The following is a 25,434-nucleotide window of genomic DNA, read 5'->3' as shown; positions in this document are numbered from 1 at the left end:
GGCGGCCTCACCGGGCTTTGCCGTGACGGCAAGAGGAGCAATGATGACAGGGAACAAAGCCGTTGCCTACAAGGAACCCGGCAAGGTCGAGCTGATCGACATCGACTACCCGACGTTCGAACTTAAGGACGGGCCGGGGGTCAACCCCGCAAACGTGGGACGAGCGGTCAACCACGGCGTAATCCTCAAAACAGTGGCAACCAACATCTGCGGCTCGGACCAGCATATGGTCCGCGGGCGCACCACAGCACCGCCCGACCTGGTGCTGGGCCACGAGATCACCGGCGAAGTGGTGGAGGTGGGCCGCGACGTCGAGTTCATTAAAGTCGGAGACCTGTGTTCAGTGCCGTTCAACATCGCCTGCGGCCGGTGCCGGAACTGCAAGGAGCGCAAGACCGGCATTTGCCTGAACGTGAACCCGGACCGGCCGGGCAGCGCCTACGGGTACGTGGACATGGGCGGCTGGGTGGGCGGCCAGGCGAACTACGTACTGGTGCCTTACGCCGACTGGAACCTGCTGAAGTTCCCGGACAAGGACCGCGCCATGGAGAAAATCCTGGACCTGGCCATGCTCTCGGACATTTTCCCCACGGGCTACCATGGCGCCGTCAGCGCCGGGGTGGGTGTAGGTTCCACCGTGTACGTCGCCGGCGCCGGTCCCGTGGGCCTCGCGGCCGCAACAAGCGCGCACCTGCTGGGTGCCGCCGTCGTGATTGTGGGGGACCTGAACGGGGACCGGCTGGCGCAGGCGCGCAGCTTCGGCTGCGAAACGATAGACCTCGGGGAGGGTGGCCCGGCGGAGCAGATCGAGCAGATCCTGGGCGTACCGGAAGTGGACTGCGGCGTGGACGCTGTGGGCTTTGAAGCGCGCGGTCACGGCCACGACGCGAAGGAAGCGCCCGCGACGGTGCTTAATTCGCTGATGGAGATTACTGCGGCTGGTGGCGCGTTGGGCATTCCGGGGCTGTACGTCACCGGCGATCCCGGAGGTGTGGACGACGCTGCCAAGAAGGGTGCGCTGAGCCTGAGCCTGGGAACCGGCTGGGCCAAGTCGCTCAGTTTCACCACCGGACAGTGCCCGGTGATGAAGTACAACCGGCAACTGATGATGGCCATCCTGCATGACAAGGTGAGCATCGCCAAGAACGTGAATGCGAAGGCGATCACGCTGGAGGATGCGCCCAAGGGCTATGCCGAATTCGACGCCGGGGCTGCCACCAAGTACGTCCTCAACCCGAACGGATATCTCAGCTGAGCGCTGGCCGTTCGTTCCCGTACAAAGCCAGCAGCCGCCGTCGTGAATTACGACGGCGGCTGCTGGCTTCGCTTTGCTGGTCGCCTGAGGCGAGTTGCCCTGAGCGGATGGTGAGTTTGCGGCCTTTGATGAGGAGCCAGAAGATGAAGCTGGTTTCACCGACGATGGCGAACAAGCCGTAGACGGGGGTTCCATCCACAGCGGCGTCCTGCTGACTCTGCGTCACTGGACACCCGGGCAGGTCGACGCGAACCTCGTGACAACCTAGAGACGTGGACTACAACAAGGCAATCGACACGCTGGCCGCTTGGGCTCAGGACAACGTCAATGTGCGCGCGATGGTGCTGACCGGTTCCGCGGCCGCCAGCGAGACGCATCCCCTATCAGATCGCGATATCGAGGTATACGCCACCGACCCGGCCCCGCTCCTTTCAGACGATTCCTGGTGGGATCAACTCGGGGAGGTCCTTGTTGTCGAGCGCCTGGCGAACCCCGATTGGCACCCCACCCGCTTGGTGTACTACGTCGGCGGCAAGCTCGACCTGACCGTCATCAAGGCCGACGCTCTACCGACGATGCGCTATGAACGGCGCTTCGCCGTCCTTGTCGACAAGGACGGTCATTCCGGCTCACTTCGCCAGGCTGCGGCGCGGAATTCGTTGCCCGACGAGACGGCATTTCGTGAGCGCCTGGAATGGGGATACGCCGCTGCACTGATGTGTGCGAAGGCGATCGTCCGAGACGAGCCGTGGTCAAGCAAGATCCGCGACCGAGACCTGAAAGCGTCGCTGCTGATGCTGATCGAATGGGATCACCACGCCCGCTACGGACTTGACTACGACGTACGCTTCCTCGGTTCCCGAATGCGGGAATGGATGGACCTCGACGTGCAGCAAGCGCTTGAACAGTGCTGGGGCCAATTCGACGCCGTGGATTCTGCCAATGCCCTGCGCGCTTCGATCATCTTGTTCGCCGACCTTGGCACGCCTATCGCGGACAGGCTTCGTTTCCAACCCTTCGATCACGACCGCGTTCACCGCGAGGTCGAAGCCATCCTTGCGATGCATACAGATGTCCGCTAGAGGATCGCCACCGTTCAGTTGGTCCCTTGCTACGCTGTCGCCATGATTCATACGTTGCTCGAGCTCGAACGTGCATTTCGTCTGTCTTGGGGTGCAGATACGACCTGTCTCGACACGAAGAGCCTCTCGAAGTGGCACCCCGACAATGCGGCACATGGCCAGTGCGGACCCACGGCTCTCATCGTTCAAGACCTGCTCGGCGGTGATCTCCTCATCGCAGACGTGAGCGGTGGCAATGAGTCGGACGAAGTCCATTACTGGAACCGGTTCCCCTCTGGCCTTGAGATCGACCTCACCCGAGAGCAATTCAGAAGTCACCGCATCATCGGGGAGCCCCGAGTCGTCGTTCGACCCCCAGGAGGGCCCCGAGCGTACGCCAGCGAGTACCGGCTGCTTCGCGCAAGGGTGCTGTCCGCCCTGAACCAATGATCCATCCGCTGATGGAACGCCCGTCGAAGGATACTTCACCGGGCGCCGGGTAGGTGCTCGCCAAACCTGCTCTTACGATCGTAGATATGAGTCGAGCCGTATTTATGTGTGGGCCAGCCGGTGTTGGCAAGTCCACTGTCGCTCGCCGGTTGGAGCGTGAAGGCATGGTCCGCCTCTCTTTCGACGAGGTCGCATGGGATATGGGGCTACGCACAATGCCCCTGGATGCGGAGACTCAACGCGTGATCGAGGCATCACTTCAGGACCGTATAACCGCCCTCATCAAGACTGGCGCAGATATCGTCCTCGACTTTTCCTTCTGATCCCGAAGGATGCGTGAGGACTATCGCAACCTGTTAAGGCCTCTAGGTGTTGAGCCAGAAACCATCTACCTGGCAACGCCCCGATCTGTCGCCCTCGAACGTATTCGTGCCCGAAGGGCAGACCACGCCGACGACTTCTGCCTAAGCGAAGAATTGGCCGCTCAATACTTTGATCAGTTCGAAGTCCCAACAGAGGATGAAGGACCACTCAAGGTCATAGGCGCCCCTCGCTCGCACTCACCAGTCGACTGATCTATATGCCCGCATGCCGAACCCTCACCGGGGCACCCGGTGAGGACTCAACGGGCCGCAAGGCCCAGCTCTAGGGTGTAGTGATGACGGTACGTATAGATCAAGCCCGAAGTATCTCCGATATGCTCGCTGGGCTCGACGACGCTGACGTGCGGAGGCTCATCGATGCTGCTGAACCGGTCGGCGTAGGTATCGGGGGAACAACCAAGACAGCCCGTATCGGTGAAACGACCGTCTTTGTGAAACAGCTCCCACTGACAAGCATCGAAGAGGCGGATCCAACCGCCACTGCTAGTCGAGTTCAGCTTCCTTTTGTCTGCCACTACGGGATAGGAAGCCCTACCCATGGAGTCGGACGAGAATTGGCAGCACATCAGGCGACCTCCGAGTGGGTTCAGGCAGGAGCGGTGGATTTCTTCCCGCTTTTGCTCGGGTGGCGAGTCGTTGATCTGAAGTGCGATACGGACCTCAGTGAATTTGACGGCTGTGTTCCTCAACGCCAGTGGGGGACACATTGGCCTCAGGTTAAGAGGAAAGTCACCGCGATGAAGGACGCGTCTAAGAGTGTGGTGCTTTTTCTTGAGTACGTGCCCGAGACGCTGGGCGCTTGGGTGCGCAGGAGCTTAACCTCCGGCACTGCGGCGAACGACTTTGCTGACGTAATCGACCAGATCATCGAAGCCACAGCATGGATGAAGACACAGGGCTTCCAGCACTTCGATGTGCATCCGGGAAACATCCTCGTACAGGAGGGCAGGCTGCTCTTCACGGACTTCGGCCTAGCGCTTTACCGCGAGTTCGACCTCACTCCGGAGGAAAAAGCCTCCATGCCCGCGCATGAAGGGTACGACCGTGACACTGCCCTTATGCATCTGTTCCACTGGGTGCTGTTCGAACTCGGCTATACCACCGGCCCGCAGCGCCTGGCACTGCTGCGTGCTGCCGCCGCCGACCCTGCTACGCCAGCGCTGGATCCAGTTCGTGTGGCACTGGGCGGGGGTGCTGACCTGATTGCTCAACACGCGAATGTCGCTGTCTATGTAACCGAGATGTTCGGCGTCCTCATGCAGGATGCGTCCGCTACGCGGTACAACAGCACTCACGATAGGAACATGCAGCGATAGCTGGACAGGACTGCGAAATGACCCATCGGCAACGATGATTCGGCCTCCGGCATCACGACACTGAGAACATGGCCTGACCGATGATTTTTCGGCCCCGTGCTGGTCTGTACAACGAATACAAACTCACGGGAGACTGAGCCCATGCGCAAACTGGCCTTCGGCATGAACCTGAGCCTGGACGGCTACATCGCCGCGCCCGGCGACGACCTCGGCTGGAGCGTACCGAGCGACGAGCTGTTCCAATGGTGGTCGGACCGGGTGGGGGCGACGGGCCTGGCGCTGTACGGGCGCAAACTGTGGGAGACGATGAGCTCCCACTGGCCGACCGCCGACCAGCAGCCTGGCGCCACACCGGCGCAGATCGAGTTCGCCCGCCGCTGGCGGGACATGCCGAAGGTGGTGTTCTCCTCGAAGACCAGCACGGTCGACGGGAATACCCGCCTGGTCACCGGCGACGCGGTCACCGAGATCACCCGGCTCAAGGCCGACGACGGCGGCCCCATGGACATCGGCGGTGCCACACTCGCCGCGGCGGCCATGCGGGCCGGGCTGATCGACGAGTACGCGATCGTCACCCATCCGGTCCTAGTGGGCGGCGGCACGCCGTTCTTCACAGCCCTGGACAACTGGGTGAACCTCAGCCTGGTGGAGACCCGGACGTTTCCCGACGGTGTGGTCCTCACCAGGTACGAGACCAGGCGCTGAGACGATCCGTCCGGATAGGGATCCCCATGACACTTCGCCGTTTGGCTGGTGTGTGGCGGTAATGGCCCGACGACGTCGGCCTGTACAGGAAGTATGTCGCTGGCCCCGCTGGCCGTCCTGCACCGGCCGCCCTCCTGTTCTACGAAGGCGGATTAGGAGGGGAAGGCGTCATTGCGATTGCCGGGTGTCAGCAGAAGCTGCGCCGCCAGCTTGGCATGGCTGGCCGATGCAGGTGTGCCTGAGATGGCGGCGGTGCTCATGGCCCCCTCGGCCAGCAGTGCGATCTGGGTACCGGTAGCCGCTGATGCTCCCGCGGCTGTTGCCAGTTCCTGCAGGTAAGCGTGGAACGTGTCCTTGTGGTGTCGGGCCGCGGCAGCGACCTCCGGTGATGTGCCGCCCAGCTCGCCGAAGGAATTGATGAAGGCGCACCCGTGAAAGTCGGGCTGGGTGAACCAGTCCTCCAGCCAGTCGAAAACTGCGAGCAGCCGCCCCCGCGGGTTCTCCGTGGCCATGTCGACATGTCTGGCAAGGCTTTGGAGCCAACGCGCATCCCTACGGGCCAGATACGCCTTGACGAGATCGCCCTTGGAGGGGAACAGCTGATAGAGGCGCCGCAGCGTAACGCCCGAGGCGTTGCGGATCACGTCCATGCCGACGGCTTGGATGCCGCGGGCATAGAAGAGGTGTTCGGCGGCGTCCAGGATGCGTTCGCGCGCCGGATTGGTATCCATAGTTTCCTGCCCCCTTGCGTGAGAACGAGCGTTCTCATAGTATCAGGAACACGTCATGAGAACGGTCGTTTCTCGCCGTCCAGAAACAGGAGTACATCATGGCCGAGCAGCGTCCCCCGTTCCCGCCATTCACCCGGGAAACGGCGATCACCAAGGTCCGCCAGGCCGAAGATGGCTGGAACACGCGCAATTCCGAGAAGGTCGCCCTCGCCTACACGCCGGACTCGCGCTGGCGCAACCGCGCGGAATTCGTCACTGGCCGCGATGAGATCGCGAAGCTCCTGACCCGCAAGTGGAACAGAGAACTGGACTACCGCCTCATCAAGGAGTTGTGGGCGTTCGACGGGAACCGCATCGCGGTGCGGTTCGCCTACGAGTACCGCGACGACTCGGGCCAGTGGTACCGCGCCTACGGCAATGAAAACTGGGAGTTCGACGACAACGGCCTCATGCGCGCACGCCACGCGAGCATCAACGACCTGCGCATCACCGAGGAGGAGCGCAAGTATCACTGGCCGCTGGGCCGCCGACCTGACGAGCATCCGGGCCTCTCTGACCTCGGGCTGTAAACCGATTGGCGTAGCGACACGGCGGCCGCCACAGACAGGGGAACTGCATCGTGAACGGCGTCCGCAGAGGATCCTTTAGCGGACGATCTCTCGCTTGCCCCTGCTGTTGGCTAGTCCGCCGCAATGCGGATTCTGTTGGTCGGTCCGACTGTCAGCTCGGCCCGGCCGCCAATGGGCAGCGTGATCTGCGGCTGTGTGTGTCCAAAGTCTGCATTGGCAAGGACGGGAAGCCCGCTGAGGACCGGCTGGGTCCTTACTATTTGATCCAGAAGGTCCCGGGTCATCTGGCTTGCCCGCTGGAAGCGGCCAATGACCAGTCCCGTGATACCTCTGGCATCCGGCACCTGCAAAAGGGAGGTCAGGTCACGGGCGAACGTTGCCGGATGACTCTCGTAGTCATCCTCAAGGAAGAGCAGCGCACCATCGAGGGCCGGCATGTGAGGCGTCCCTTGGAGCAGATTAAGCGTGCATAGATTGCCGCCGACGACGCGGCCGGAAGCCGTGCCCGGCTGGAGCGACCACCAGCCGTCTCCGGCGAGAGGGTTCCGGTTGTCCTGGTCAAGGAACCAGTCGTCGTCGGTCCACAATTCTGAAGGTTTCAAGTCCAGGCCCCGGTTGTTCAGGAGGGTCTCAGTGAACCATTGTCGAGTTTGCTCGAAATGGTCTCTCATTCCAAAGCTGGACCAGTGTGGTCCGGAGTATGTCACCAGTCCGGTGTGGGCGAGGATGGCGTTCTGCAAGGCCGTGATATCCGAGTATCCGCACAGGATCTTTGGATTCGCCGCAATCAAATCCCAGTCCAGATAGGGAAGGAGTTCATTGCTGTTGAACCCACCAATGACCGTGAGGATGCCTGCCACCTGGGGGTCCGCGAAAGCAGCGTGAACGTCATAGACCCTGGACTTGATGGAGGATGAGTCAAGGCTGTCACGTTCGTCCACGTGGGACCCGTACGAGATACGCAGTCCCATCTGAGCGAACCGTTGCTCGATCAGGGCGCTGTGGTCATGTTCGGCTACCATCGCCCGGCTCCGGGCCGGCGCGATAACTCGGACCAAATCGCCGGGCATGAGTTTCCGAGGATATGTGACATTCATGTCAGGGACGCTAACGTGCGATGCCCTCCGAGGCCAATCGTCGGACACTGCGGACGGACCACGGATGCCGCAACCACCACCCCGCTAGTTGAGCAGCGCCCGTAAGCAGATCGGGCGGGTCAAAGTCCGCTTTCCGTTAGCCAGAGTGGCTGCTTTCGCGCTGCTGCGCCAATATTTCCCCGAGGGCACGGACCTGAGCTCCTGTTGCAATGACCGCCTGACCGCCGATCCGTTACCGGACAATGGCGGCGATGGCTGCGTGGGGTCGCTTACCCGAATCCTGGCGCGTCTCTACGTCGAGCACATCGAACCCTGATTCCCTGAGCATGTGCCGCATCTGTTCGACCGGCCAGTAGTACGCCGTCGTGATCGCATGTGGAAAAGGCTCGGGTTCAACACCTTCGAAGAAGCCTATGAGCAGGCGTCCTCCCGGCGCGAGAGCGCGAGCGATCTCCCCGAGCATGGCAGGGAACTCGTCGGGGTGAACGTGGATCAAGGAGTACCACGCGAGTACCCCCTGCAGTGATCCGTCCGGAACGCGGAGGTCCCGGAGCGAGGCGACTCGGAATGACACGCCAAGGAAGCGTGCTCGCGCGCTGTCGATGAACTCGGGTACGAGGTCGATGCCCTGCACTTTCACGTCGCTCTTGTGCAGAAAATCGGTCCAGTGGCCGGGACCGCACCCGACGTCGATCACTTGGCCGTCAATGCGTTTTGCCCATAGTTCGATGCGTTGCCGGTCCAGCTCGTGCATGTCCTCGACGGAACCAAGAAGGCTCGTGTACTCCGCGGCGCGTGCCCCGTACGCGGCTCGGACATGTTCATCAGTCATGCTTACGAGAGTAGGAGGAAGATTGCCGGGTTGCCATCTGAACGCACTCCCACATTCACTTCGCACCACTCCTGATGTCCCAATAGCCGATCGGTAGTCTCAACCGGTCGACGCACTGCCGGTAATCGATGTTGAGCAAGTGATGGAGAGGGTGCTGTTATCCAACCTGGCGCGCTGAGTTGGCGGCGATAATGAGGGGATCCAGGGGTGCACGATTCAGGAGCGAGGTGATGGTGTCCGTGGTGTCTTCGAGGAATCCATAGGATGCAGCGGAGTGAATGGACATCAGCATGTCCGGTTGGAACGGCAACAGCCCTGCAGCGTCAAGTGAGCTCCGGAGGCCTGCCATTGTTTGGGGCCGGTAATCAGTACCTAGTCTGTCCGCTACTTGCTTGGCTGTGATGGCCCTTGTGCCGGGCAGATTATAAACTTGGCCTGCGTGCTTCTTCGGGGCTAGGGCTATGTTCGCCGCTGCTTCGGCCAGGTCCTGCCGTGGAATTGCTGCAACGCCGCGATTCCCGAAGGGCGCAGTGATTACTCCGTCGACAGGGGTAAGGAGCTGACCAATAAGTTCCGCGTAGAGGCCGTTGCGCAGGATAGTCCAGGGGATCGATCCTTCCTGGATCCGCCGTTCTGTCCAGCGGTGGGCGAGGGCGAAGCCCAGGTGATCCCCATGGTCAGCCAAGCTGGTGTAGATGATGTGGCCCACACCTGCTTTTTCGGCGGCTGTGATGAGGTTCTGGTGGCGGCCGATCACGACGTCATCTTCGGCGGTGCCGGCAGACACGAAGACCAGTGTGGACACGTCATCGAGGGCAAGCGTCTGTGGGTCGTCGAAGTCCAGGGTTCGCGTCTGTGTCTGTGCGCTCCCATCGTGATTGCGGGTTCCTCCGGTGACGTCCGCTCCGTGGGTCTTGAGGTATTGGAAGATTGCTTGGCCGAGATTGCCGGAGATTCCGGTCACGAGGATCATGGGAGAGTTTTCTTCTTTCGGTGGTTCTCTTGAGTAACTAGACTCATCCTCCGTAACCATCCACGACTGCACAAGGAGGCACTTTGGTGTCACAGGGGCACATCGAAGTAACCCCCTTGCTTGAACCATGCGGGACACAAGGGCACGTTGATTGCGGAATCCGGGACGTCCTGGACCGGATCGGGGACAAGTGGTCCGTGCTGATCATCGTTGAGCTGTCTTCCGGTGTCCGAAGGTTTCGTGAGCTGCAGCGTTCAATCGAGGGGATTTCACAGCGCATGCTCACCCTGACAGTGAGGCGGCTGGAACGGGACGGCCTGGTCACCAGGACCGTCTATCCTACCGTGCCCCCTCAAGTTACCTATGAGTTGTCGGAACGTGGACGAAGCCTGACCCATCTGGTCAAGCAACTGGCCGACTGGTCTTTGGAACACAAGGACGAGATTAGCCAATCACGCGAATCGTACGACAGGGCGAACCCGGACCAAGTCATCCGGTAGCAGTCACAGCGACGATGCCGGTCGTAGCATGAGGCCCGTCGCAAGCTTTGCTGGAATAGCTATCCAGTGTTGGTGGACTGACGACACAGAGATGCGTTAGGTAACCCCGATCCACCACGTATTTCCTGAGAGTGACTGTTGAGCTGCTGTTCAGCGAGGATGGATGGATGGACACCATTAGGGGGAAAAATGAATGATCCCGGCACCGTCGTCCCGTTTACTGTGGTGACGCTCGGACTCGACGATGCAGCACTCACCGCACTTGCCCGTTCGGGACAAGGAGTCCCGATCGTGGTCGTACACGGGGTGATGGCGGATGCATTCGCTTGGAAGCAGGTTGCCAAAGATATCGCGCCAGAGCGCCCGGTCTTTCTGGTTAACCGACGAGGGCGCGTCCCGAGCGTTTCTCTGAATGAAACGTACGGGGTCGAGACTGAAGTTCAGGACCTCTTGAGCTGGCTAGCGACCATTGAGGGTCCCGTTGATTTAGTCGGACACAGCTACGGGGGCCTCATCGCGGTTGAGGCTATCCGGCAAGGTGCCAATGTTCGTTCGCTAGTACTGTACGAGCCGGTCGCATACCCGTTCGGTGTCGAGGCGCTGCCGCTCGTGACGGCGGCCGTCAGTGGCGGCGACCTTGACGCTGCGGTCGAGATTATCAATGTCGATCTTTCCGGCTACGACCGGGCGCACGTTGAAACACTTCGATCCGGTCCTGCTTGGCCCAAGCTCATGGAGCTGGCAGCGCCGGCCAGTGCAGAGCTATTGGCAATCAACCATTTTGTCTTCACGGCTCCGGGATCATGGGCTACGCCTACAACGTTGATTGCAGGTGAGCTGAGCAGGAACCGCCCACCTTATGGGCCAAGCGTCGACATGTTCCTACAAGCCTTGAACCTGGAAGATGTCACGATCTTGGCTGATCAGGACCACCTGGCGCACGTGACCTCTCCTCAAGGCCTGGCACGGGCGATCAACGAGGGTCTTGCGACTGGGTAGCCTTAGTTATCTCGAGCGAACCCATGGCCTGAAGGGCCATCATGTCGCGCTGATGTACGTCGTGTGCTCCAAGGAGCGTCCGTAAGGGATCCCTGTCGGACGGAATCGAGAGGGCCCAATTCTACGGACTATGCTTTGAACGTGGCTAAAATCTTCGATTCCATTGACGAGAACCTCAAAGCGTGGATCGAGGAACAGCCCATGTGGTTCGTCGCAACGGCGCCCCTTGGAGCAGAGGGACATGTGAATCTGTCCCCCCGCGGCCACGACTCATTCTCTGTCTTGGGCACCAACCGAGTCGGCTGGATTGACTACACCGGCAGCGGCGTCGAGACAATCGCACACATCCGAGAAAACGGCCGCGTGTGCATCATGTTCAATTCGTTCGGCAGCCGGCCCCGCATCGTTCGGCTACACGGCCGAGGCTCGGTGTTCCTCCCGGGTGAGGCAACATTCGAAGAAGTACTCGCACTTCACCCTGAGCACCCAAGCACCCGAGCGGTCATCACGGTAGATGTCACCCGCATCAGCGACTCGTGTGGCTGGGGCGTCCCCATCATGGAAGTGACCGGCGAGCGTGACCTTCTTCGCTTGCGGGCCGAGAACAAGGGCGCAGACGGCATGGCCGAGTACCGCGCCGAGAGGAACGCGCGGAGCATAGACGGTCTGCCTGGGTTCCCCCAGGTGCAAAGTTGACAACCGGGAGGCGATTCTCCCGCGATCTGTCCGGGTCTCGAAATAGACATGTTCGTCTAGGAATTGGGGGTCCAGTCGCGGTCATTGATGAATTCGTCCGGACGGAACTCAACGAAGTTGGCGCCGTCCAGTCCCAGTGACGTCGCGGTCCGCTGCAGGTTGGAGGTCGTGGCCACGGACCCCCAGTTCCCGGTATCGAGCCGTTGGTCCATGGCTTCGATGGCTGCGATGTTCTCGGCCACGGTGAAGTTGCAATGTCCTGCCCGGTCAACGAAAGCCTGGCGGAGCAGGGAGTTTTTGCCGGCCTGGCGGATCGTTTCGGCGTATTCTTCCTGGAATTCCACGGGCGCCAGCAGATCCACAGTGGTGTGCGTAGTCAGCAGCGGGACCTGCAGTTCCCCCGTGGGGGTGGATGTGCGGAGCATCCAATCGAGGCCCTCTTGGCTGGGTGCAATATCGGCCTTGGCGGTCAATGTGGACAGGTCTGCGGTCAGGTCCAGGCCAGCCACGTCGTACATGTGCTCCACTTGCTGGCGCTGGCTGGAGGCCCGCAGGATCTTCGAGTAGTCGACGCCGGCAGTCCAGCCGCTGTCGCCTCCTGCCGCGTTGACAATGCTGTAGCGGCGCTCGATGACGGTTGGGAGGGTTGCCAGGACCAGCTTCGCCTGGGCAGCTGCGATGGCCTCCGGGCTTTTCATGTCGACACCATCCAGTTCGGTGGGGGTGTTCAGCAGGGCCGCCACGAGCGCGAGCCTGGCCCGGCCCTCACCCGATTCGGTGGCCTGCTGCAGGGCCGACTTCAGGCTCGCAATGGTTTGGGTGGATTGCTCCGGGGCGGTGAAACCGGTGAGCCGGATGTCCTGCCCGGGGAGGAGCAGCTCGGCCGCAGCATATGCGGCGTCGAGCTGGTAGTTGTTCAGCGAGACACCGCCCCCGACCAGGCCGCACGTGCTGACGGCGCCGTCGATGCCGGATCCCGGGATTTCGGCCATCATGCTGGTCACCAGACCTCCCATGGACCGGCCCACGGCGATGACCCGCCCTGTATCGCCGAAGCGTTCCTCGAAAGCCGTCAGGGTGTCGAGCTGGTCCCGCGCTGCCGTCTCAAAGGCCCAGCCTGTGGTGCCGTACGACGATGATGCGACCGCGTAGCCGCGGCGGGTCAGCTCGCTGGCGGTGGGGGCGAATCCGGTGTCCCAGGCCGGATTTGCCGGTCCGGGGCGGAAGCCGTGCGCAAAAAGCACCAGCTTCCCGTTCCAATCCGCGGGCACATCGGCGCGCCAGGTTGCTCCGTCCGGAAGTGTTCCGGTAGCGGTCGCAAGGGCCGCGGTTGTCGCTGTGTCATCTATTGAAGAGCCGGCAGCAGGTGGGGCGGCCACGGCCCCAGGGGACACCGTGGCCGCGGCAAGCATGGCGGTAAGGGCTGATGTCGAAACAATTGTGCGGCAGCGTCGGCGCAGTGTGCGGGTCATTCGGAAACCTCACTCCAGGAATGGTTGAACTGAACAACTAATGTTTATCTTAACGATTGAGTATGTCAATGGTTCTCCAAGGCGCCTGCGGCAGGACCGCCGTCGGCGTCGTAGGCTGGATCCTGTACGTAACGGACGGGGAGGCTGAGGTGGCACAGACGACGGCGGCAGGGACGCTGGGCGACGTGATGGCCGAGCTCGCCGGGCTCGAGGACAGCAAGGCCCGCGAGGTGAACGAGCGGCACGGGGACGACCACGGCGTGAACCTCGGCAAGCTGCGGGCGCTGGCGAAGCGGCTGAAGACGCAGCACGAACTCGCGCGTGAGCTCTGGGCGTCGGGGGACACCGCTGCAAGGCTGCTGGCGATCCTGGTCTGCCGCCCGAAGGCGTTCGGGGACGACGAGTTGGACGCCATGGTGCGGCAGGCGCGGGCCCCCAAGGTGCAGGACTGGCTGGTGAACTACGTGGTGAAGAAGAGCCCGCACGCCGAGGATCTGCGCCTGGCCTGGTCCGCGGATCCGGATCCAGTGGTGGCGAGTGCGGGCTGGGCGCTGACCAGCGAACGTGTGGTGAAGAAGCCCGAAGGCCTGGACCTCGCAGGCCTGCTCGACGTTATCGAGGCGGAGATGAAGGGCGCTCCAGACCGCCTGCAGTGGGCGATGAACACCTGCCTGGCCCAGATCGGGATCGAGCACCCCGGGTACCGAGTGCGGGCCCTGGACATCGGTGAGCGGCTGCAGGTCCTCCGGGACTACCCGACGCCCCCTGGCTGCACGTCCCCGTTCGCACCCATCTGGATCGGCGAGATGGTGCGCCGCAAGGACGCTATGTAACTGCCCGACCCCGTGCTCGGCGCTTTGGAGCAGGCCAGGGATTCAGAGGCTCACGGCGGGCCTAGGCTGGCCTGACGCGGTGGGGGCGGGATGCTCGCGCGAGTACGTGGGCGCGCCGTGGCCTGCGCTGGGACACAATGCATCCCTGACGGTCGCAGGGAGTACGACGGCGGCGCCTGCGGTGGGTGCGCCAGTCTCCTCGGGTGTACCCGCGCCGATCTGTCGGCGCGGATTGTGACGCCGTGTAGTTCAGTGTCGCTGGCGAGACCTGACAGCAGGCACCGTCGATATCCTCAAGGCGCGCTCGCTCACACCCCCGAGGAGCGCTCCGCCGCACGGAGTAGCATTGCTCCCAATTGACCAGCAACGGAAGGAAGTCGTGTCATGCAGTATGTCGTCGTGCAGGTGATCCTCAAAGAGAAACTGTTGGGAACCGGTTCGGGCAACCTGACATCCCTGGAGAAGGCCATCAACGATCAGGCCGCGAAGGGCTACCGACTCCACACCATAACAACCGCGAACAGCGGGAGCAAGGGAATCGGTGGCGGCGACCGCCTCCAGGCAACGATGGTGTTCGAGAGCCTCGGGTAATCGCACATCGCGAAACGAGCTGTGGCGTCTGGATGGCCCGCCGCACTCCGGCGGGACAGGTTCGCTGTCCTAGGCGCCCGGAAGACGATCCGCCGCACCTTACCCGGGCCGCCTGCATGGGACAAGGCTTCACCGAGTGCGAGCTCAAGGATCTTCTTGGCGCGGGACGTGAAGGGGATGTGGCCGGGATAGGCTTGCTGGCCGTGGCCGATGATCTCCCGGCACCTGCTCGCGGACGCCGTCGAGTGAGATGCCTAGGGACTCCAGAGCTTTCGCGGTAATGCCCTCACCCTCATGAATCAGCCCTAGGAGGATGTGCTCGTTCCGATGTAATTGTGGTTGAGCAGTCGCGCCTCTTCTTGGGCAAGCACAACTGCACGACGGGCACGGTCCGTAAATCGCTCAAACATTTTCGCCCACTCCTTGTGCTTCATGTGACGGAGCTTGGTGTGGGACGCAGCGGAGCGGTAGGCGTCCAGTGGTGGTCTGGTGTGGGCCGTGTCCGAATGGGGCCCCTGGTGAGGGCATCCTCGTAGAGCTGAAGGTGTTCGAAGGTCATTCGCGTGGTGCTGAAGCGTGTTTCGGCCGCGTTCCGGCAGTTCCGCCGGTCCAGTGTTTTGGCTTCGCCCAGGGCGTCGGCCAGTTCACGGATTCCGGCGCGCAGGAAGCCTGTTGTACCGTCGTCGATGATTTCCGGGGCGGAGCCCCGGCGGGTGGCGATGACGGGGGTTCCCGCAGCGAGGGACTCGATCATGACCATGCCGAAGGGTTCAGGCCATTGAATAGGATTCAGCAGCGCAACGGCGTCGCCGAGGAGCGCGTATTTGTCTCTGGTGTTCAGCTCGCCCAGATACTCCACGTCGGGCCCGAGCAACGGGGCGATAACGGCGCAGAAATACTCGTGCTCGTCTCGGCTGTTCATCTTCGCCGCAATCCGCAGCGGCATCCCGGCCACTCGTGCGGTTCCGATGGCTTGGAGGAGGCCCTTGTCCGGGTTCATCCGGCCCAAGAAGCAGGCGTAGCCGCCCTCGCCACGCCCGAGGGGAACCTCGGCGGCGTCGATGCTGTGGTGGATGATGCGGCTGATCTTGATTTCGGGTGCGGCGTTGGCTTGGTGATGTGAGATGGCGATGAGAGACGCTTCGAGGGTAATCGCCTGGTAAATTCCGCCCAGACCTCCGATGAGAGGCCCGTGCGCTGTGGCGATGATGGCTGTCTGGTTCGGCCGGTGCCGGTACAGCGGTCCGGCGAGGGTGTGATCGTGGACCAGGTCGACGCCGTCCATCGCTTCGTAGGCCGACACAACATGTCGGAGTTCGTCAGAGCCCGCCCCAACTCTTGTCAGGTCCCCGGCGGGTGCCCCGGGGACCTGTGGGACTGGGCAGGTGCTGCCTGCCGCGGCGGCCAGCAGGACCTCGTGTCCCGCGGCGGTCAGACCCCGAGCCAGCACATCAACTATCGCCTCAATGCCGCCGTAGGCCGGCGGAGGCACGGGTATCCAGGGCGGAGCGATCAGGCCTATTCGCATCCCAGCTCTCCTGTCCACCAGCACGCGGGGTTTCTTGCCGTGCCGCTGCCCAGGTCAGGGAGCGGACGGAGCTCAGGAAAAGCCTGCTGGCCTTGGGAGTTGATCATGCCCCGATGTAGCCTTTGCCGCGGATAAAGCCGAGGTCCTCAGGGGTGAGTATGGCTTGGCCGTGTTGGTCACAGTCAGCGCTTTGGCCGGTCTCTTGGAGGATCGTTTCCGTGACGGTGCGCGGCAGGATCAGACATCCGGGGTTGTCGATAAGCCATTGCTGGGTGGCGGGACTGATCTGCTCCCAGTGATCCCGGATGTTCATCTCCATTGATGATGCCTTCCTGTACGGCCCGGCCGGGAACGGGATACTGCCATGAGGTAGGCAAGGTCCCGTTTCGGATTCAAGATCTGTGCGTGGGGTCCTGGGTTGGCGGTCCTGGCTCCGGAATGGGCCCCGGGCCAGGTGGCACGGGGGACGTTGGGTCAGGAGAACCTGGATTAGGGTCAGGAACCGGGCCCGGGTCCGGGGGTGAGGTCGGATCAGGGGATCCCGGAGCAGGAACAGGATCTGGCGGGAACGGCGCGGGCTCGCGTTGCGGCGGAATGGTCATGATGTTCCCCTCAGCTCATGTGGCTCCGGACAGTGAATTCAGACTACGTCTGTGTTCATGGGAAGAACAGATCAAACTGTTCATCGGAATTGCCCTGAACCGGGGCTTTCCCTGTCCCGAGGACGGGGACAGGGGAACTCCGCCTTTGACTCGTCGTTTCACTGCGCACTTCCAGGCAGGCACTTGGTCTTAGCTACACAAGATGCTGGGGGAGCAAAAGAGGACTGGATCGAGCAGGCAGTCAAGAACGCAGCAAGCTACCTGAAGATCACCTCGTTCGCGCATGAAGGTTTGAAGAACCAGTTGATCTTCGACGGATTCACGCCTGCGCAGGCTGAGTTTGGAGTAAGCCAAACGGGGCTCTAAATCGACGCAAAGGCCAGCCTCGGGTGTCGTCCTGCTGGGCGTCTCCACAAAGGGTCGCGATGAAACGCCCAAGGGTTTTGCGAACTAAACCCTCCAATCGATCCTGTGGCCGCTGCAGCGGCAGCCTCACCCCTGAGCTCCTCGCACCAGTTATTCCACGAGGACGCCTTCGCGTGCGTAGGCGTGGTTGTTGTTCGCGAAGATCGTGGTATCCAGGGCTGCCACTGACGTCTTCCCCACAAACCCCATGGCCCCCTTGAGCTCCTCCTGAAGGATGGCGAAAGCGTGATCCACTGCTGGTTCGCCGCCGGTGGCGAGGGCGTACGCGAAAGGGCGTCCGGCAAGTGCTGCCCGCGCGCCCAGGGCTACCGCCTTGGCGACGTCGTGGCCCCGCCGGATGCCGCCGTCGAGGTAGACCTCCGCCCGTCCGCCCACGGCTTCCACGATGGAGGGCAGGACGTCGATGGTCGCGGGCTGGGAATCGAACTGCCGGCCGCCGTGGTTGGACACGAAGATCCCGTCGGCCCCCTCGTCGACGGCGCGGGCTGCGTCCTCGGCGTCCATGATTCCCTTGATCACCAGGTTTCCGGACCACTCGGAGCGAAGCTTGGCGAACTGGTCCCAGGTGGCTCCAGGGTTCTTGTTGGACGCCATCCAGCTGTTCATTTCGTTCATCCTGAGCGGGCGGCCGTCAATCTCATAGTTCCCGTACGTCATCTTCCGGCCGGTGAGCCAGCCCCACAGCCAGCCGGGGCGCGTTGCCGCGTTGAAGTAGTCCAGCACAGGAGGCCGGGGCGGCATGGACAGCCCGTGGTGAAGGTCGCGTTCCCGCTTGCTCGAGGAGCCGACGTCGCCCGCAACCACCAGCGTCTCCACCCCGACGGCCCGCGCGCGCTTCACGTAGCTGGCGGTTTCCGCCGGGTCTTTCCAGAAGGCGATCTGTGCCCAGAGGTTGTTGGGCGCCACCCTGGCCACCTCTTCGAGCGAACAGCCGGCCCAGGCACTGTGGATGAAGATGGACCCCGCCCCGACGGCGGCGCGGGCAACGGCAGGATCCGAGCCGGGGTGGAAGATGGTCAGCATGCCCATCGGCGCCACCATCAGCGGCAGCGCCAGGGAGTGTCCAAGCACGGTAGTGGAGGTGTCCACGTCCGATACGTCCACGAGGGAACGCTGGCGCAGCATCAGGGCGTTGAGCCGGTCCTCGTTGGCGCGCATGGTGGTTTCGTCCAGGGCACCACCCTCAAGGTAGTCGGAGATCATCTTGGGAAGGTGCTTGCGTGATGCCAGGCGGTAGTCGTCCAGGCTGACAATCCATTTTTTTCTCATGGGTTCTGCTCCAGTGTGGAAGATGAAGGTCTAAAGTACTTTCGCCAAGAATTGCTTGGTCCGCTCGTGCTGGGGTGAACGGAGGACGGTCCGCGGGTCGCCCTGCTCCACGACGCAGCCGTCATCCATGAAGATCAGATGGTCGCTGACTTCACGGGCGAAGCCGATTTCGTGGGTGACCACGATCATCGTCATCCCGGCGTCGGCCAGTCCGCGCATGACGTCCAGCACCTCACCCACCAGCTCCGGGTCCAGTGCCGACGTCGGCTCGTCAAAGAGCATCAGCCGGGGTTCCATAGCCAGAGCGCGGGCGATGGCTACCCGCTGCTGCTGGCCACCGGACAGGGCTGCCGGATAGACGTCGGCCTTGCTGGAGAGGCCCACCCGTTCCAGGAGGGCAAACGCGCGTTCCCGGACGACTGCACGGTTTTCCTTCTTTACCCGGATCGGTGCCTCGCAGATATTCTCCAGCACCGTCATGTGGGGAAAGAGATTGAAGCTCTGAAAGACCATGCCGATGTTCTCCCGGGACCGCGCGGCCTCGGCATTGGACAGCGCCTCGACGTGGCCCTTCCTGATCTTCACGCCCACCGGCTGTCCCTCAACGATGATGTAGCCGCCGTCGAGCGTTTCCAGTTGGTTGATGCAGCGAAGGAATGTTGATTTGCCGGATCCGGAAGGACCGATGATGCAGGTGACGTCGCCTTTGCGGATGGTCAGGTCGATTCCCTTGAGCACGTTGAGGTCGCCGAAGTTCTTCTCAACGCCCCGTGCCTCCACCACTACTTCATTCACGGTTGAACCTCCCGCTTCGCGGCCCGGGGGCGCAATGACGTGGAGAAGCGGGGGAAGCTGCGTACCTTGAGCGGCTTCCCTGAACCCCTGTTGTAATGCCGTTCAATGTAGAACTGCCCCAGGCTCAGGACACTGGTGACCAGCAGGTACCAGAGACTCGCCGCGATCAGGAGCGGGATGGTCTTGAAGTTCGCGCTGTACACAAGCTGCGCGGAGTACAGCAGCTCCGGGAAGGCGAGCACACTGACCAGCGAGGTGGTCTTGAGCATGGAGATCGTCTGGTTCCCGGTGGGAGGAATGATGATCTTCATCGCCTGCGGAAGAACAATCCGCCAGAGGATGGTGAACCGCCGCATGCCAAGGGCCTTCGCCGCCTCCGTCTGTCCGCGGTTCACACTCAGGAGCCCGGCGCGGACAATTTCGGACATGTAGGCGCCCTCATTGAGGCCAAGGCCCAGGATCGCCGCGAGGAACGGGGTGATGAGGACGTTGGCGTCCACGGAAAAGAATTCCGGCCCAAACGGTATTCCGACGGCGATCCGGGGGTAGATGGCCGCGATGAAGCCCCAGAAGAGGAGCTGGACAAAGACCGGCACTCCACGGAAGATCCAGACAAGGAAGGCCGCCACCGCCGCAATGATGAAGTTGGGGGCGAGCCTGCCCAGTGCCAGAAGGACCCCGACGACGATCCCGACCACCATGGATATCGCCGTCAGGGAGAGGGTGCGGAGGAGCCCGGTGAACAGGCGCTCGGAGCTGAACCAGCCGAAGACCACACCCCACTCGAACCGGGGGTTGGTCACCAGCGAATAGCCGATCAGGAACGTGGCAAACAGGACGATTCCCGCGGTGAGCCACAACAGTCCGTGGTGCTGGCGCGGCCGTCCGCGAAGCAGCGCGCGGTCTATGCCGTCGTCGGAAACCGATTCGGCGCCTAAGGCGCTCGCAGTATCAGTCATGCCGGCCTACTGAGCCTTGTTGAAGGCAAAGTCCGTGATGGCGCCGGTGCCTACGCCCCACTTGTCCAGGATTTCCCCGTACTTGCCGCTCTTGACGAGGGACTCCATGCCGAGTTTGATCGCTGTTTCCAGGCCGGCGCCCTTCTTGAAGCCGATGCTGACGGGGGAGACGTCCTTCTCGCCGAGCAGCTCGATCTTGCCACCCTGCTTGATGGCGTAGCCCAGGGTGGGGCCGTCAATGTAGACGGCGTCGATGCGGCCGGCCGTGAGGGCGAGGTTGGGCGCCTGCATGTCCGGGTACGTCATGGCCTGGATTGCTTCCTTGCCCGCCGCAGTGCACGCCGCGGACAGGGCGGGAAGCCGTTTGAGATCCTGGAAGGATCCCTTCAGCACGCCGACGCGCTTGCCGCACAGGGTATCCAGGGTCAGGCCCTGGGGGTTTCCGGGCGCGACGCCGATGCCGCTGCCGGACTGGTAGTAGTCCACAAAGTCGAGGACTTTCAACCGCTCGGCCGACGGCGACATTTGAGAGACAGCCAGATCGAACTTGCCGGCGGCCAGGCCTGGAATGATGCCGTCGAACGGGCCGCTGGCGATGGTGGTCTTCAGGCCGAGAGACTCCCCGAGGGCGACGGCGATTTCCGGGTCGACGCCGATGGTGGTGGTTCCGTCGTCCGCCATGAAGTGCAGCGGCGGAGAACTCTGGCTCATGGTCACCGTGAGCGTGCCCTTGTCCCGGACAGCCTGGGGGAGGGCAGCCGCTGCGGCCGCGTTGACCTCCACCTTCTGCGAGGACCCCGATGCCTTGGAGGATTCCGGCGCCGCAGCATTGGACATTTCGGGGTTTGAACATCCTGAAAGGGCAATGGATGCGAGTGAAACCGCGGCAATGGACATGAAGATCGTTCTGAAGTGATTCGCCATCTGAGCACCTTTGTTGAGAGTAAACAGCTAAACGAGGACTGGTTGGGAAGTCCCTGAAATACCAAGCACGGCCCTGACACCGGCCGAATGAGAGCCCTGCATCCCCCGGGGCCCTCATTCGTGCCCAATGGAACACGCAGTGTGTTCCAGATCATGTAGTAGAGTGATCTACATCATGCATCGTACATCATGCACGATTCCGCACAAGAGGATGTTCCAGGCAGCTGGTACGAGAAACTCACATAGGACTTCGAAAATGGACACCACCTCAGGTCGGGCAGAAGTACCCGCCATCGGGAACCGGCAGATGCTGGTGGACCACGTCTTCGAGGCGATTCTGTCCCTGCTGCTGGACGATGGGCTTCCGACGGGTTCGGCGCTGAACATCGACGGACTCGCCAAACAGTTCAACGTGTCCTCGACACCGGTGCGGGAGGCGCTGGCCCGGCTTGAGGCCACGGGGATGATCCGGCGCGAAGCGCTCCGGGGCTACAAAGTGGCGCCCGCACCCACGGCCTCGGATATCGGCGCCCTCCTGGTGACCCGCCAGGTGCTGGAACCGGCCATCGCCCGCATCGCCTGCGAAAACGTGTCCCCGGATCTCGTGGCTGACCTCGAGCAATTCAACACGGAACTCGATACCTCCCAGCTCGGCGGCGACACCTTTGCCGGCTACCGGGCCTACTGGAAAGCGGACGAGATGTTCCACCGCCGCATCGCGGAATGTACCGGCAACGAGTTCCTGCTCCGTGCCTACAATTCCGTCGAAGGGCATATCCAGCGCTTCAGGCTCCTGGTGCACAACGATATGAGCGGTGAACACACCGTGCGGGAACATCAGGCCATCATCGCCGCCTTCCAAGCCAACGATGCGGAACGTGCCAGAACTGCCATGAGCGAGCACATCGACGGCATCAAGTCGCGGTCATCGAACCTCGCGATTTTCTCTGACACGGAAGACGCTGGCCGGAACTGATCTGCGGACCATGGGCATCGGCCGGGCTGTCTTATGGTCCTGTGAAAGCGGCCGAAATAAGAGTCTACAACGACTTTAGTAATTGACAGCAGAAAGCATTGACGGACCATGCCACGGCGAGGAAGATATTGAAACAGAGGCCGTGGTAGCCGGAAAGGCGAAAATCCACAGCCCGTGATGTCCGTAAAGGGATTGGTTATGGTCCGAAATCAATTTCAGGAATGGCCCGCGCGTTCACGCCATTGGCAGGATCGGCGAATTTCCCTTTTTCGGATAAACGATGGGGGCACCATCGGAATGGGCGATGCGGTTAAGGATGTGACAACCCTGGCTGGAATCCCGCCGTGCAGTGGCTGTGAGCAGCGTGCAGCCTTCTTGAACAGGTTATTGCGCCTGCCGCGGTTCAGTAAGAAGAACCGCTCTTAGTTTATTCGCGTCGTTCGGCAGTTGCCGGGCTACCAGTCTGCCCTCTGGCAGGCACAGTATCAGGAGGCGGTCATGCCGCAGAAAGTAGTAGTTACAGAGCGTTATTGGTGCCCCGGGGGCTGGCCGTGGGAATGGTTCGACACCTGCACCCGGCAGGTCACCAAGTGGTGCTATAGCTTCAGCTGGGTTGAAGAGACGGGTTACGGATTGGCCAGCCACTTGAAAGGCTGTGAAAACGGGACTCTGTATACTTGGTGGGCTTTTTCCTTCGGTATCTTCGGCAGCACCCATTACGGTCCTGGAACAATGTGCTTCACCAGCCAGTTGAGTTCCTCCGGCCGTTGTGATGGATCCGCTGTATCAGGGCTGACGATAACCGCTGAAGTGCCGCACATTCAGTCAACGGCCCGCCGCCAAATTCGCCGCCCCGTGCACAGACCGTTAACCGGTGAAAAAGACCAGCCAATGCTTGGCGACGAGACCGGGAAATAGCCAGATGCGCGCCACACTCAATTTGGAAACCGTGTTGCAAAACGTGCATTGCCACGATGAAGGCGACGGTTGGGGAAATGCCGAGCCCTATATCTGGACTGTGTTCTTCAAAGTTGACGGGGACAACTTCGCCGTTGAAGCCGGATCCGGACTCATTGGTTCACCCACGATCGTCTCCAGCAACGGCAGCCACGGGAACCTGGGCAACACCGACGTGGACGCCGGGGACGATGTCCCGGTGCCCGACGCTGTGGGCCTCTGGTCCACGAAACTGAAGCCGATTCCCGTCAATGACGCCGGGCTGCGTGCCCTGCTCGGCGCCGACGATATACCCGCCATTGCCGGCGTCGTGGTTTCGTTGATGGAGGAGGACGGATGGCCCGATGATCTGGCCGACACCGGCTACTCGGCGTTCGTCGATGCTGTCCAACTGGCCGTGGTGAAGGTGGCCGCCAGCTTCCAACATGCGCTGGCGGCGCCTACCCCGCAGCAGATCAAAGACCAGATCGAGGTGGTCAAGGACTCTGCTGCGTCATCGGTCAAGGCGGCGGTCAAGAATGCCATGTCCGGCTGGCAGCTCATTTGGTACGGAACCTTCGGTGACAACGATGACGGCATTGGCACGGAAGCCTTCACCACCACCACCGACGAACTGGTAGCGACCCCGGCAATCACCATCAACCGGCGGTGGTCCGGGGACGAATCAGGAGACGGGGACTGGGAACTGAGCGGTGTGTTCCGTGGCTTCCCGCAGATCGACTGCAAGCTCGAATCTCTTTTCGCGTTCAGCGCTGCCGGCAACGTCCACCAGGGCGCGTCCCAGACGAAGGGCTTCGACGCCATGCGGGCCTTCCGGGAAGGAGGATTCCGGGAATTTCCGGGGCTGGGCGCCTGGTGGGGAGAATTCACCACGGCAAGCCCGGCGTTAGCCATTCTTGCGGAGAAGCGGCCGGAGGTGCAGGATGCGCTGAACGGTCTGCTGCACGACGTCGGCACCTGGCTTGAGAACCAGTCGGCACCGATCGGACGGCAGTCGCTTCAACGCCTGAACACTGTCCTGGACGCCGTTGCCGAGGATGCCCCTGCGCGCACCGCGCGGGTGGTCCGCCAAGCCAAACGTGTGGTGGAACGGTTGGACGGTGCCACCTTCGCGGACGCCTTGCGGATCACGGCCGAGGTCAAGCCTGTGGGGAGGACACCCCGCGTTGCGCCGGCCGAATCCACCTCCGGACTCCAGCCGGCCGACACGCCCCTGACCAGTTTCCTGGTGTCACTGGCGGACCCCTCGGTGCTGGCGGAATACCGCCGGAATCCGGAACCCGTTCTTGCCGCGGCCCGGCTCAACGAAGAGGAGACGCGTGCCGTGCTGGAGGGGCAGCGGGGAAGGCTGCGGCTGGGGGCACTCGCGGAACTCGAACGGGCGGGCTACGCCGCGCTGGTCACGGACAAACTCGCCCCCGGGGTCGGTGCCATGGACCCGATCACCATCAACACCAACAATTTCAACAACAACACCATCAATATCCAGACCACCTACAATTCGAGCACCAACACCAGCAACGACAACACCACGGTGACCACCAGCAATGACAACACGACCACAACCACCACTAATTCCAGTGATTGGCGGGAGCGTGCGCTGGCTGACATCGAGGGGGCCATCAGGTACTTCTCGGGAGATGGGTTCAAGGCTCCGGGCAGCCTGCATGTGGTGGGCTCCGGGATCCTGCCGATCAGTGACCTGAGCCTGGGGGCGCAGGCGCAGATCGTGGCGGCGGACATTGTGCTGTATTGCGTTGCCGATCCGGCCACGGAACTGCGGATCCACGAGCTGAATCCGAGGTCCACGTCGCTGTACGGGCTGTACGGAAACGGCGTGCCGCGGATCGAAACCTACCGGGCCATGGTGGATGCCATGCTGGAGCAGGTCCGGCGCGGACGCAGAACCTGCGCCGTGTTTTACGGGCATCCCGGGGTGTTCGCCTGGTCGACGCATGAGGCCATCCGCCGGGCGCGCAGCGAGGGTTACCGGGCAGAAATGGGATCGGCGGTGTCGGCGCAGGACAGCCTCTTTGCAGACCTGGGTCTGGATCCGTCGTCGTTCGGGTTGATGACGCTGGACGCCACGGACTTCCTGATCAGGAACCGTTCCCTGGATCCCTCCATGCATGTCCTGCTCTGGCAGGCCGAGTGCGCGGGCGACGATGGCTTCAACTTCGCCGGCTACAGGCGGCACAACTTTCCGATCCTGCTCGAACGGGTGGGCGAGTTCTATCCTCAGGACCATCCGGTGGTGATCTATGACGCGTCCACATTCGGCCACCTGCCTCCGGTGATCCAGCTCAAGCGCCTGGACACCATCGAGGCTTCAGACCTCTCCGGGATTTCGACGCTTTATCTGCCACCTGCAACAACCCCGGAGACGGACCGGGAAGTGTTGCAGAAGCTGGGATTGCTGGTTTAGTTTCCCTGTTCCGGTGCCGGCACGACGGGCGCAGTGTTTTGCTGGGCGGCCTGCCCGGCGGTGCCTTCCGTGCCGGCCTTGGCCTTCTCCGCTTCTGCCGCGTGGAGGAG

General features: G+C 62.3%; 27 protein-coding genes and 1 pseudogene. 15 read left to right on the top strand and 13 right to left on the bottom strand.

The annotated features are described in order from the left end of the window. Positions 1-43: 43 nt before the first annotated feature. Positions 44-1,255 (top strand): formaldehyde dehydrogenase, glutathione-independent, encoded by a 1,212-nt coding sequence (fdhA, locus tag J7E83_RS12620; RefSeq protein WP_214962577.1) that lies wholly within the window; start codon positions 44-46, stop codon positions 1,253-1,255. Here the strand turns inward: fdhA and J7E83_RS12615 are convergent. Beyond that, positions 1,248-1,454 carry a hypothetical protein gene (locus J7E83_RS12615; RefSeq protein ID WP_214962575.1) on the bottom strand — a complete coding sequence of 69 codons (207 nt, stop codon included), beginning with the start codon at positions 1,452-1,454 and terminating at the stop codon, positions 1,248-1,250. The genes fdhA and J7E83_RS12615 overlap by 8 nt on opposite strands. A 73-nt stretch (positions 1,455-1,527) precedes the next feature. On the opposite strand from J7E83_RS12615, the gene J7E83_RS12610 reads away from it, so the two are divergent. From J7E83_RS12610 to J7E83_RS12595, 4 genes are all read left to right on the top strand, one after another. Continuing rightward, positions 1,528-2,337 (top strand): aminoglycoside 6-adenylyltransferase, encoded by an 810-nt coding sequence (locus J7E83_RS12610; protein WP_214962573.1) that lies wholly within the window; start codon positions 1,528-1,530, stop codon positions 2,335-2,337. Positions 2,338-2,852: 515 nt separating this feature from the next. Further along, positions 2,853-3,089: an AAA family ATPase gene (locus J7E83_RS12605; RefSeq protein WP_214962572.1), complete on the top strand. Its 237-nt coding sequence runs from the start codon at positions 2,853-2,855 to the stop codon at positions 3,087-3,089. Between the two features lie 335 nt (positions 3,090-3,424). Further along, positions 3,425-4,465, top strand: a complete 1,041-nt coding sequence (locus J7E83_RS12600) for a protein kinase domain-containing protein (RefSeq protein ID WP_214962570.1) — start codon at positions 3,425-3,427, stop codon at positions 4,463-4,465. A gap of 141 nt (positions 4,466-4,606) precedes the next feature. After that, on the top strand, positions 4,607-5,170 hold the full coding sequence (locus tag J7E83_RS12595) for a dihydrofolate reductase family protein (RefSeq protein ID WP_214962996.1): 564 nt from the start codon (positions 4,607-4,609) through the stop codon (positions 5,168-5,170). Between the two features lie 152 nt (positions 5,171-5,322). Here the strand turns inward: J7E83_RS12595 and J7E83_RS12590 are convergent, their stop codons facing one another. Beyond that, on the bottom strand, positions 5,323-5,901 hold the full coding sequence (locus tag J7E83_RS12590) for a TetR/AcrR family transcriptional regulator (protein ID WP_214962568.1): 579 nt from the start codon (positions 5,899-5,901) through the stop codon (positions 5,323-5,325). Positions 5,902-5,999: 98 nt separating this feature from the next. On the opposite strand from J7E83_RS12590, the gene J7E83_RS12585 reads away from it, so the two are divergent. Then, positions 6,000-6,470, top strand: a complete 471-nt coding sequence (locus J7E83_RS12585) for a nuclear transport factor 2 family protein (RefSeq protein ID WP_214962566.1) — start codon at positions 6,000-6,002, stop codon at positions 6,468-6,470. A gap of 110 nt (positions 6,471-6,580) precedes the next feature. Here the strand turns inward: J7E83_RS12585 and J7E83_RS12580 are convergent, their stop codons facing one another. The 3 genes from J7E83_RS12580 to J7E83_RS12570 form a co-directional block, all read right to left on the bottom strand. Then, the gene (locus J7E83_RS12580) at positions 6,581-7,567 is read right to left on the bottom strand and encodes a S66 peptidase family protein (RefSeq protein ID WP_214962564.1); all 987 of its coding nucleotides are present in this window, start codon (positions 7,565-7,567) and stop codon (positions 6,581-6,583) included. A 232-nt stretch (positions 7,568-7,799) separates the two neighbouring features. After that, positions 7,800-8,399, bottom strand: coding sequence for a class I SAM-dependent methyltransferase (locus J7E83_RS12575; RefSeq protein WP_214962562.1), 600 nt, complete (start codon positions 8,397-8,399; stop codon positions 7,800-7,802). Between the two features lie 157 nt (positions 8,400-8,556). Beyond that, a complete protein-coding gene (locus tag J7E83_RS12570) occupies positions 8,557-9,372 on the bottom strand; it encodes an NAD(P)H-binding protein (protein WP_214962560.1) in 816 nt (271 codons plus the stop codon). Positions 9,373-9,458: 86 nt separating this feature from the next. Between J7E83_RS12570 and J7E83_RS12565 the strand changes: the two genes are divergently transcribed. From J7E83_RS12565 to J7E83_RS12555, 3 genes are all read left to right on the top strand, one after another. Next, positions 9,459-9,872 (top strand): helix-turn-helix domain-containing protein, encoded by a 414-nt coding sequence (locus tag J7E83_RS12565; protein WP_311379663.1) that lies wholly within the window; start codon positions 9,459-9,461, stop codon positions 9,870-9,872. Between the two features lie 189 nt (positions 9,873-10,061). Further along, a complete protein-coding gene (locus tag J7E83_RS12560; RefSeq protein WP_214962558.1) occupies positions 10,062-10,871 on the top strand; it encodes an alpha/beta fold hydrolase in 810 nt (269 codons plus the stop codon). A 141-nt stretch (positions 10,872-11,012) separates the two neighbouring features. Further along, positions 11,013-11,567 (top strand): pyridoxamine 5'-phosphate oxidase family protein, encoded by a 555-nt coding sequence (locus J7E83_RS12555; protein WP_214962556.1) that lies wholly within the window; start codon positions 11,013-11,015, stop codon positions 11,565-11,567. Between the two features lie 56 nt (positions 11,568-11,623). Here the strand turns inward: J7E83_RS12555 and J7E83_RS12550 are convergent, their stop codons facing one another. Further along, positions 11,624-13,039 carry a S9 family peptidase gene (locus tag J7E83_RS12550; protein ID WP_214962554.1) on the bottom strand — a complete coding sequence of 472 codons (1,416 nt, stop codon included), beginning with the start codon at positions 13,037-13,039 and terminating at the stop codon, positions 11,624-11,626. 188 nt (positions 13,040-13,227) lie between these two features. Between J7E83_RS12550 and J7E83_RS12545 the strand changes: the two genes are divergently transcribed. Further along, positions 13,228-13,872: a DNA alkylation repair protein gene (locus J7E83_RS12545; protein WP_251043845.1), complete on the top strand. Its 645-nt coding sequence runs from the start codon at positions 13,228-13,230 to the stop codon at positions 13,870-13,872. Positions 13,873-14,256: 384 nt separating this feature from the next. Then, positions 14,257-14,463, top strand: a complete 207-nt coding sequence (locus J7E83_RS12540) for a DUF4177 domain-containing protein (protein WP_214962552.1) — start codon at positions 14,257-14,259, stop codon at positions 14,461-14,463. A gap of 122 nt (positions 14,464-14,585) precedes the next feature. On the opposite strand, the pseudogene J7E83_RS12535 reads toward J7E83_RS12540, so the two are convergent. The 3 genes and pseudogenes from J7E83_RS12535 to J7E83_RS12525 all read right to left on the bottom strand — a co-directional run. Beyond that, positions 14,586-14,873, bottom strand: a pseudogene (locus J7E83_RS12535) (Clp protease N-terminal domain-containing protein); the annotation flags it as partial. 20 nt (positions 14,874-14,893) lie between these two features. Continuing rightward, entirely contained in the window at positions 14,894-15,991 is a 1,098-nt protein-coding gene (locus J7E83_RS12530) for a glycosyltransferase (protein WP_214962550.1), read from the bottom strand. 103 nt (positions 15,992-16,094) lie between these two features. Continuing rightward, on the bottom strand, positions 16,095-16,310 hold the full coding sequence (locus J7E83_RS12525; RefSeq protein ID WP_251043825.1) for a hypothetical protein: 216 nt from the start codon (positions 16,308-16,310) through the stop codon (positions 16,095-16,097). Positions 16,311-16,650: 340 nt separating this feature from the next. Between J7E83_RS12525 and J7E83_RS12520 the strand changes: the two genes are divergently transcribed. After that, entirely contained in the window at positions 16,651-16,959 is a 309-nt protein-coding gene (locus tag J7E83_RS12520; protein ID WP_214962548.1) for an Ltp family lipoprotein, read from the top strand. Between the two features lie 150 nt (positions 16,960-17,109). On the opposite strand, the gene J7E83_RS12515 is transcribed toward J7E83_RS12520, so the two are convergent. Genes J7E83_RS12515 through J7E83_RS12500 form a run of 4 tightly spaced genes read right to left on the bottom strand, consistent with a single transcriptional unit; the run spans position 17,110 to position 20,966 of the window. After that, positions 17,110-18,288 carry an alpha-hydroxy acid oxidase gene (locus tag J7E83_RS12515; RefSeq protein ID WP_214962546.1) on the bottom strand — a complete coding sequence of 393 codons (1,179 nt, stop codon included), beginning with the start codon at positions 18,286-18,288 and terminating at the stop codon, positions 17,110-17,112. 30 nt (positions 18,289-18,318) lie between these two features. Continuing rightward, complete coding sequence (locus J7E83_RS12510) at positions 18,319-19,083, bottom strand: amino acid ABC transporter ATP-binding protein (RefSeq protein ID WP_311379662.1); 765 nt, start codon at positions 19,081-19,083, stop codon at positions 18,319-18,321. Continuing rightward, complete coding sequence (locus J7E83_RS12505; protein ID WP_214962544.1) at positions 19,080-20,042, bottom strand: amino acid ABC transporter permease; 963 nt, start codon at positions 20,040-20,042, stop codon at positions 19,080-19,082. The genes J7E83_RS12510 and J7E83_RS12505 overlap by 4 nt, the downstream gene beginning before the upstream one ends. Positions 20,043-20,048: 6 nt before the next feature. Further along, entirely contained in the window at positions 20,049-20,966 is a 918-nt protein-coding gene (locus J7E83_RS12500) for an ABC transporter substrate-binding protein (RefSeq protein WP_214962542.1), read from the bottom strand. 256 nt (positions 20,967-21,222) lie between these two features. Between J7E83_RS12500 and J7E83_RS12495 the strand changes: the two genes are divergently transcribed. The 3 genes from J7E83_RS12495 to J7E83_RS12485 all read left to right on the top strand — a co-directional run bounded on the left by J7E83_RS12495 (position 21,223) and on the right by J7E83_RS12485 (position 25,324). Beyond that, the gene (locus tag J7E83_RS12495; RefSeq protein WP_214962539.1) at positions 21,223-21,942 is read left to right on the top strand and encodes a GntR family transcriptional regulator; all 720 of its coding nucleotides are present in this window, start codon (positions 21,223-21,225) and stop codon (positions 21,940-21,942) included. Positions 21,943-22,440: 498 nt separating this feature from the next. Next, complete coding sequence (locus tag J7E83_RS12490; RefSeq protein ID WP_214962537.1) at positions 22,441-22,860, top strand: hypothetical protein; 420 nt, start codon at positions 22,441-22,443, stop codon at positions 22,858-22,860. Between the two features lie 4 nt (positions 22,861-22,864). Further along, positions 22,865-25,324: an SAM-dependent methyltransferase gene (locus J7E83_RS12485; RefSeq protein WP_214962535.1), complete on the top strand. Its 2,460-nt coding sequence runs from the start codon at positions 22,865-22,867 to the stop codon at positions 25,322-25,324. Positions 25,325-25,434: the final 110 nt, after the last annotated feature.

The sequence above is a fragment of the Arthrobacter sp. ISL-48 genome (assembly GCF_018613805.1).
GTDB lineage: Bacteria > Actinomycetota > Actinomycetes > Actinomycetales > Micrococcaceae > Arthrobacter.
The sequence above is the reverse complement of the archived record's forward strand: the minus strand, read 5'-3'. Positions and strand labels throughout refer to the sequence as shown.

Bases quoted from the DNA above. Each gene is read 5' to 3' on its own strand.
- fdhA (WP_214962577.1), top strand. From the start codon at position 44: ATGACAGGGAACAAAGCCGTTGCCTACAAGGAACCCGGCAAGGTCGAG.
- J7E83_RS12605 (WP_214962572.1), top strand. From the start codon at position 2,853: ATGAGTCGAGCCGTATTTATGTGTGGGCCAGCCGGTGTTGGCAAGTCC.
- J7E83_RS12600 (WP_214962570.1), top strand. From the start codon at position 3,425: ATGACGGTACGTATAGATCAAGCCCGAAGTATCTCCGATATGCTCGCT.
- J7E83_RS12595 (WP_214962996.1), top strand. From the start codon at position 4,607: ATGCGCAAACTGGCCTTCGGCATGAACCTGAGCCTGGACGGCTACATC.
- J7E83_RS12590 (WP_214962568.1), bottom strand. From the start codon at position 5,901: ATGGATACCAATCCGGCGCGCGAACGCATCCTGGACGCCGCCGAACAC.
- J7E83_RS12585 (WP_214962566.1), top strand. From the start codon at position 6,000: ATGGCCGAGCAGCGTCCCCCGTTCCCGCCATTCACCCGGGAAACGGCG.
- J7E83_RS12580 (WP_214962564.1), bottom strand. From the start codon at position 7,567: ATGAATGTCACATATCCTCGGAAACTCATGCCCGGCGATTTGGTCCGA.
- J7E83_RS12575 (WP_214962562.1), bottom strand. From the start codon at position 8,399: ATGACTGATGAACATGTCCGAGCCGCGTACGGGGCACGCGCCGCGGAG.
- J7E83_RS12570 (WP_214962560.1), bottom strand. From the start codon at position 9,372: ATGATCCTCGTGACCGGAATCTCCGGCAATCTCGGCCAAGCAATCTTC.
- J7E83_RS12560 (WP_214962558.1), top strand. From the start codon at position 10,062: ATGAATGATCCCGGCACCGTCGTCCCGTTTACTGTGGTGACGCTCGGA.
- J7E83_RS12550 (WP_214962554.1), bottom strand. From the start codon at position 13,039: ATGACCCGCACACTGCGCCGACGCTGCCGCACAATTGTTTCGACATCA.
- J7E83_RS12545 (WP_251043845.1), top strand. From the start codon at position 13,228: ATGGCCGAGCTCGCCGGGCTCGAGGACAGCAAGGCCCGCGAGGTGAAC.
- J7E83_RS12540 (WP_214962552.1), top strand. From the start codon at position 14,257: ATGCAGTATGTCGTCGTGCAGGTGATCCTCAAAGAGAAACTGTTGGGA.
- J7E83_RS12530 (WP_214962550.1), bottom strand. From the start codon at position 15,991: ATGCGAATAGGCCTGATCGCTCCGCCCTGGATACCCGTGCCTCCGCCG.
- J7E83_RS12525 (WP_251043825.1), bottom strand. From the start codon at position 16,310: ATGGAGATGAACATCCGGGATCACTGGGAGCAGATCAGTCCCGCCACC.
- J7E83_RS12520 (WP_214962548.1), top strand. From the start codon at position 16,651: ATGGGAAGAACAGATCAAACTGTTCATCGGAATTGCCCTGAACCGGGG.
- J7E83_RS12515 (WP_214962546.1), bottom strand. From the start codon at position 18,288: ATGAGAAAAAAATGGATTGTCAGCCTGGACGACTACCGCCTGGCATCA.
- J7E83_RS12505 (WP_214962544.1), bottom strand. From the start codon at position 20,042: ATGACTGATACTGCGAGCGCCTTAGGCGCCGAATCGGTTTCCGACGAC.
- J7E83_RS12500 (WP_214962542.1), bottom strand. From the start codon at position 20,966: ATGGCGAATCACTTCAGAACGATCTTCATGTCCATTGCCGCGGTTTCA.
- J7E83_RS12495 (WP_214962539.1), top strand. From the start codon at position 21,223: ATGGACACCACCTCAGGTCGGGCAGAAGTACCCGCCATCGGGAACCGG.
- J7E83_RS12490 (WP_214962537.1), top strand. From the start codon at position 22,441: ATGCCGCAGAAAGTAGTAGTTACAGAGCGTTATTGGTGCCCCGGGGGC.
- J7E83_RS12485 (WP_214962535.1), top strand. From the start codon at position 22,865: ATGCGCGCCACACTCAATTTGGAAACCGTGTTGCAAAACGTGCATTGC.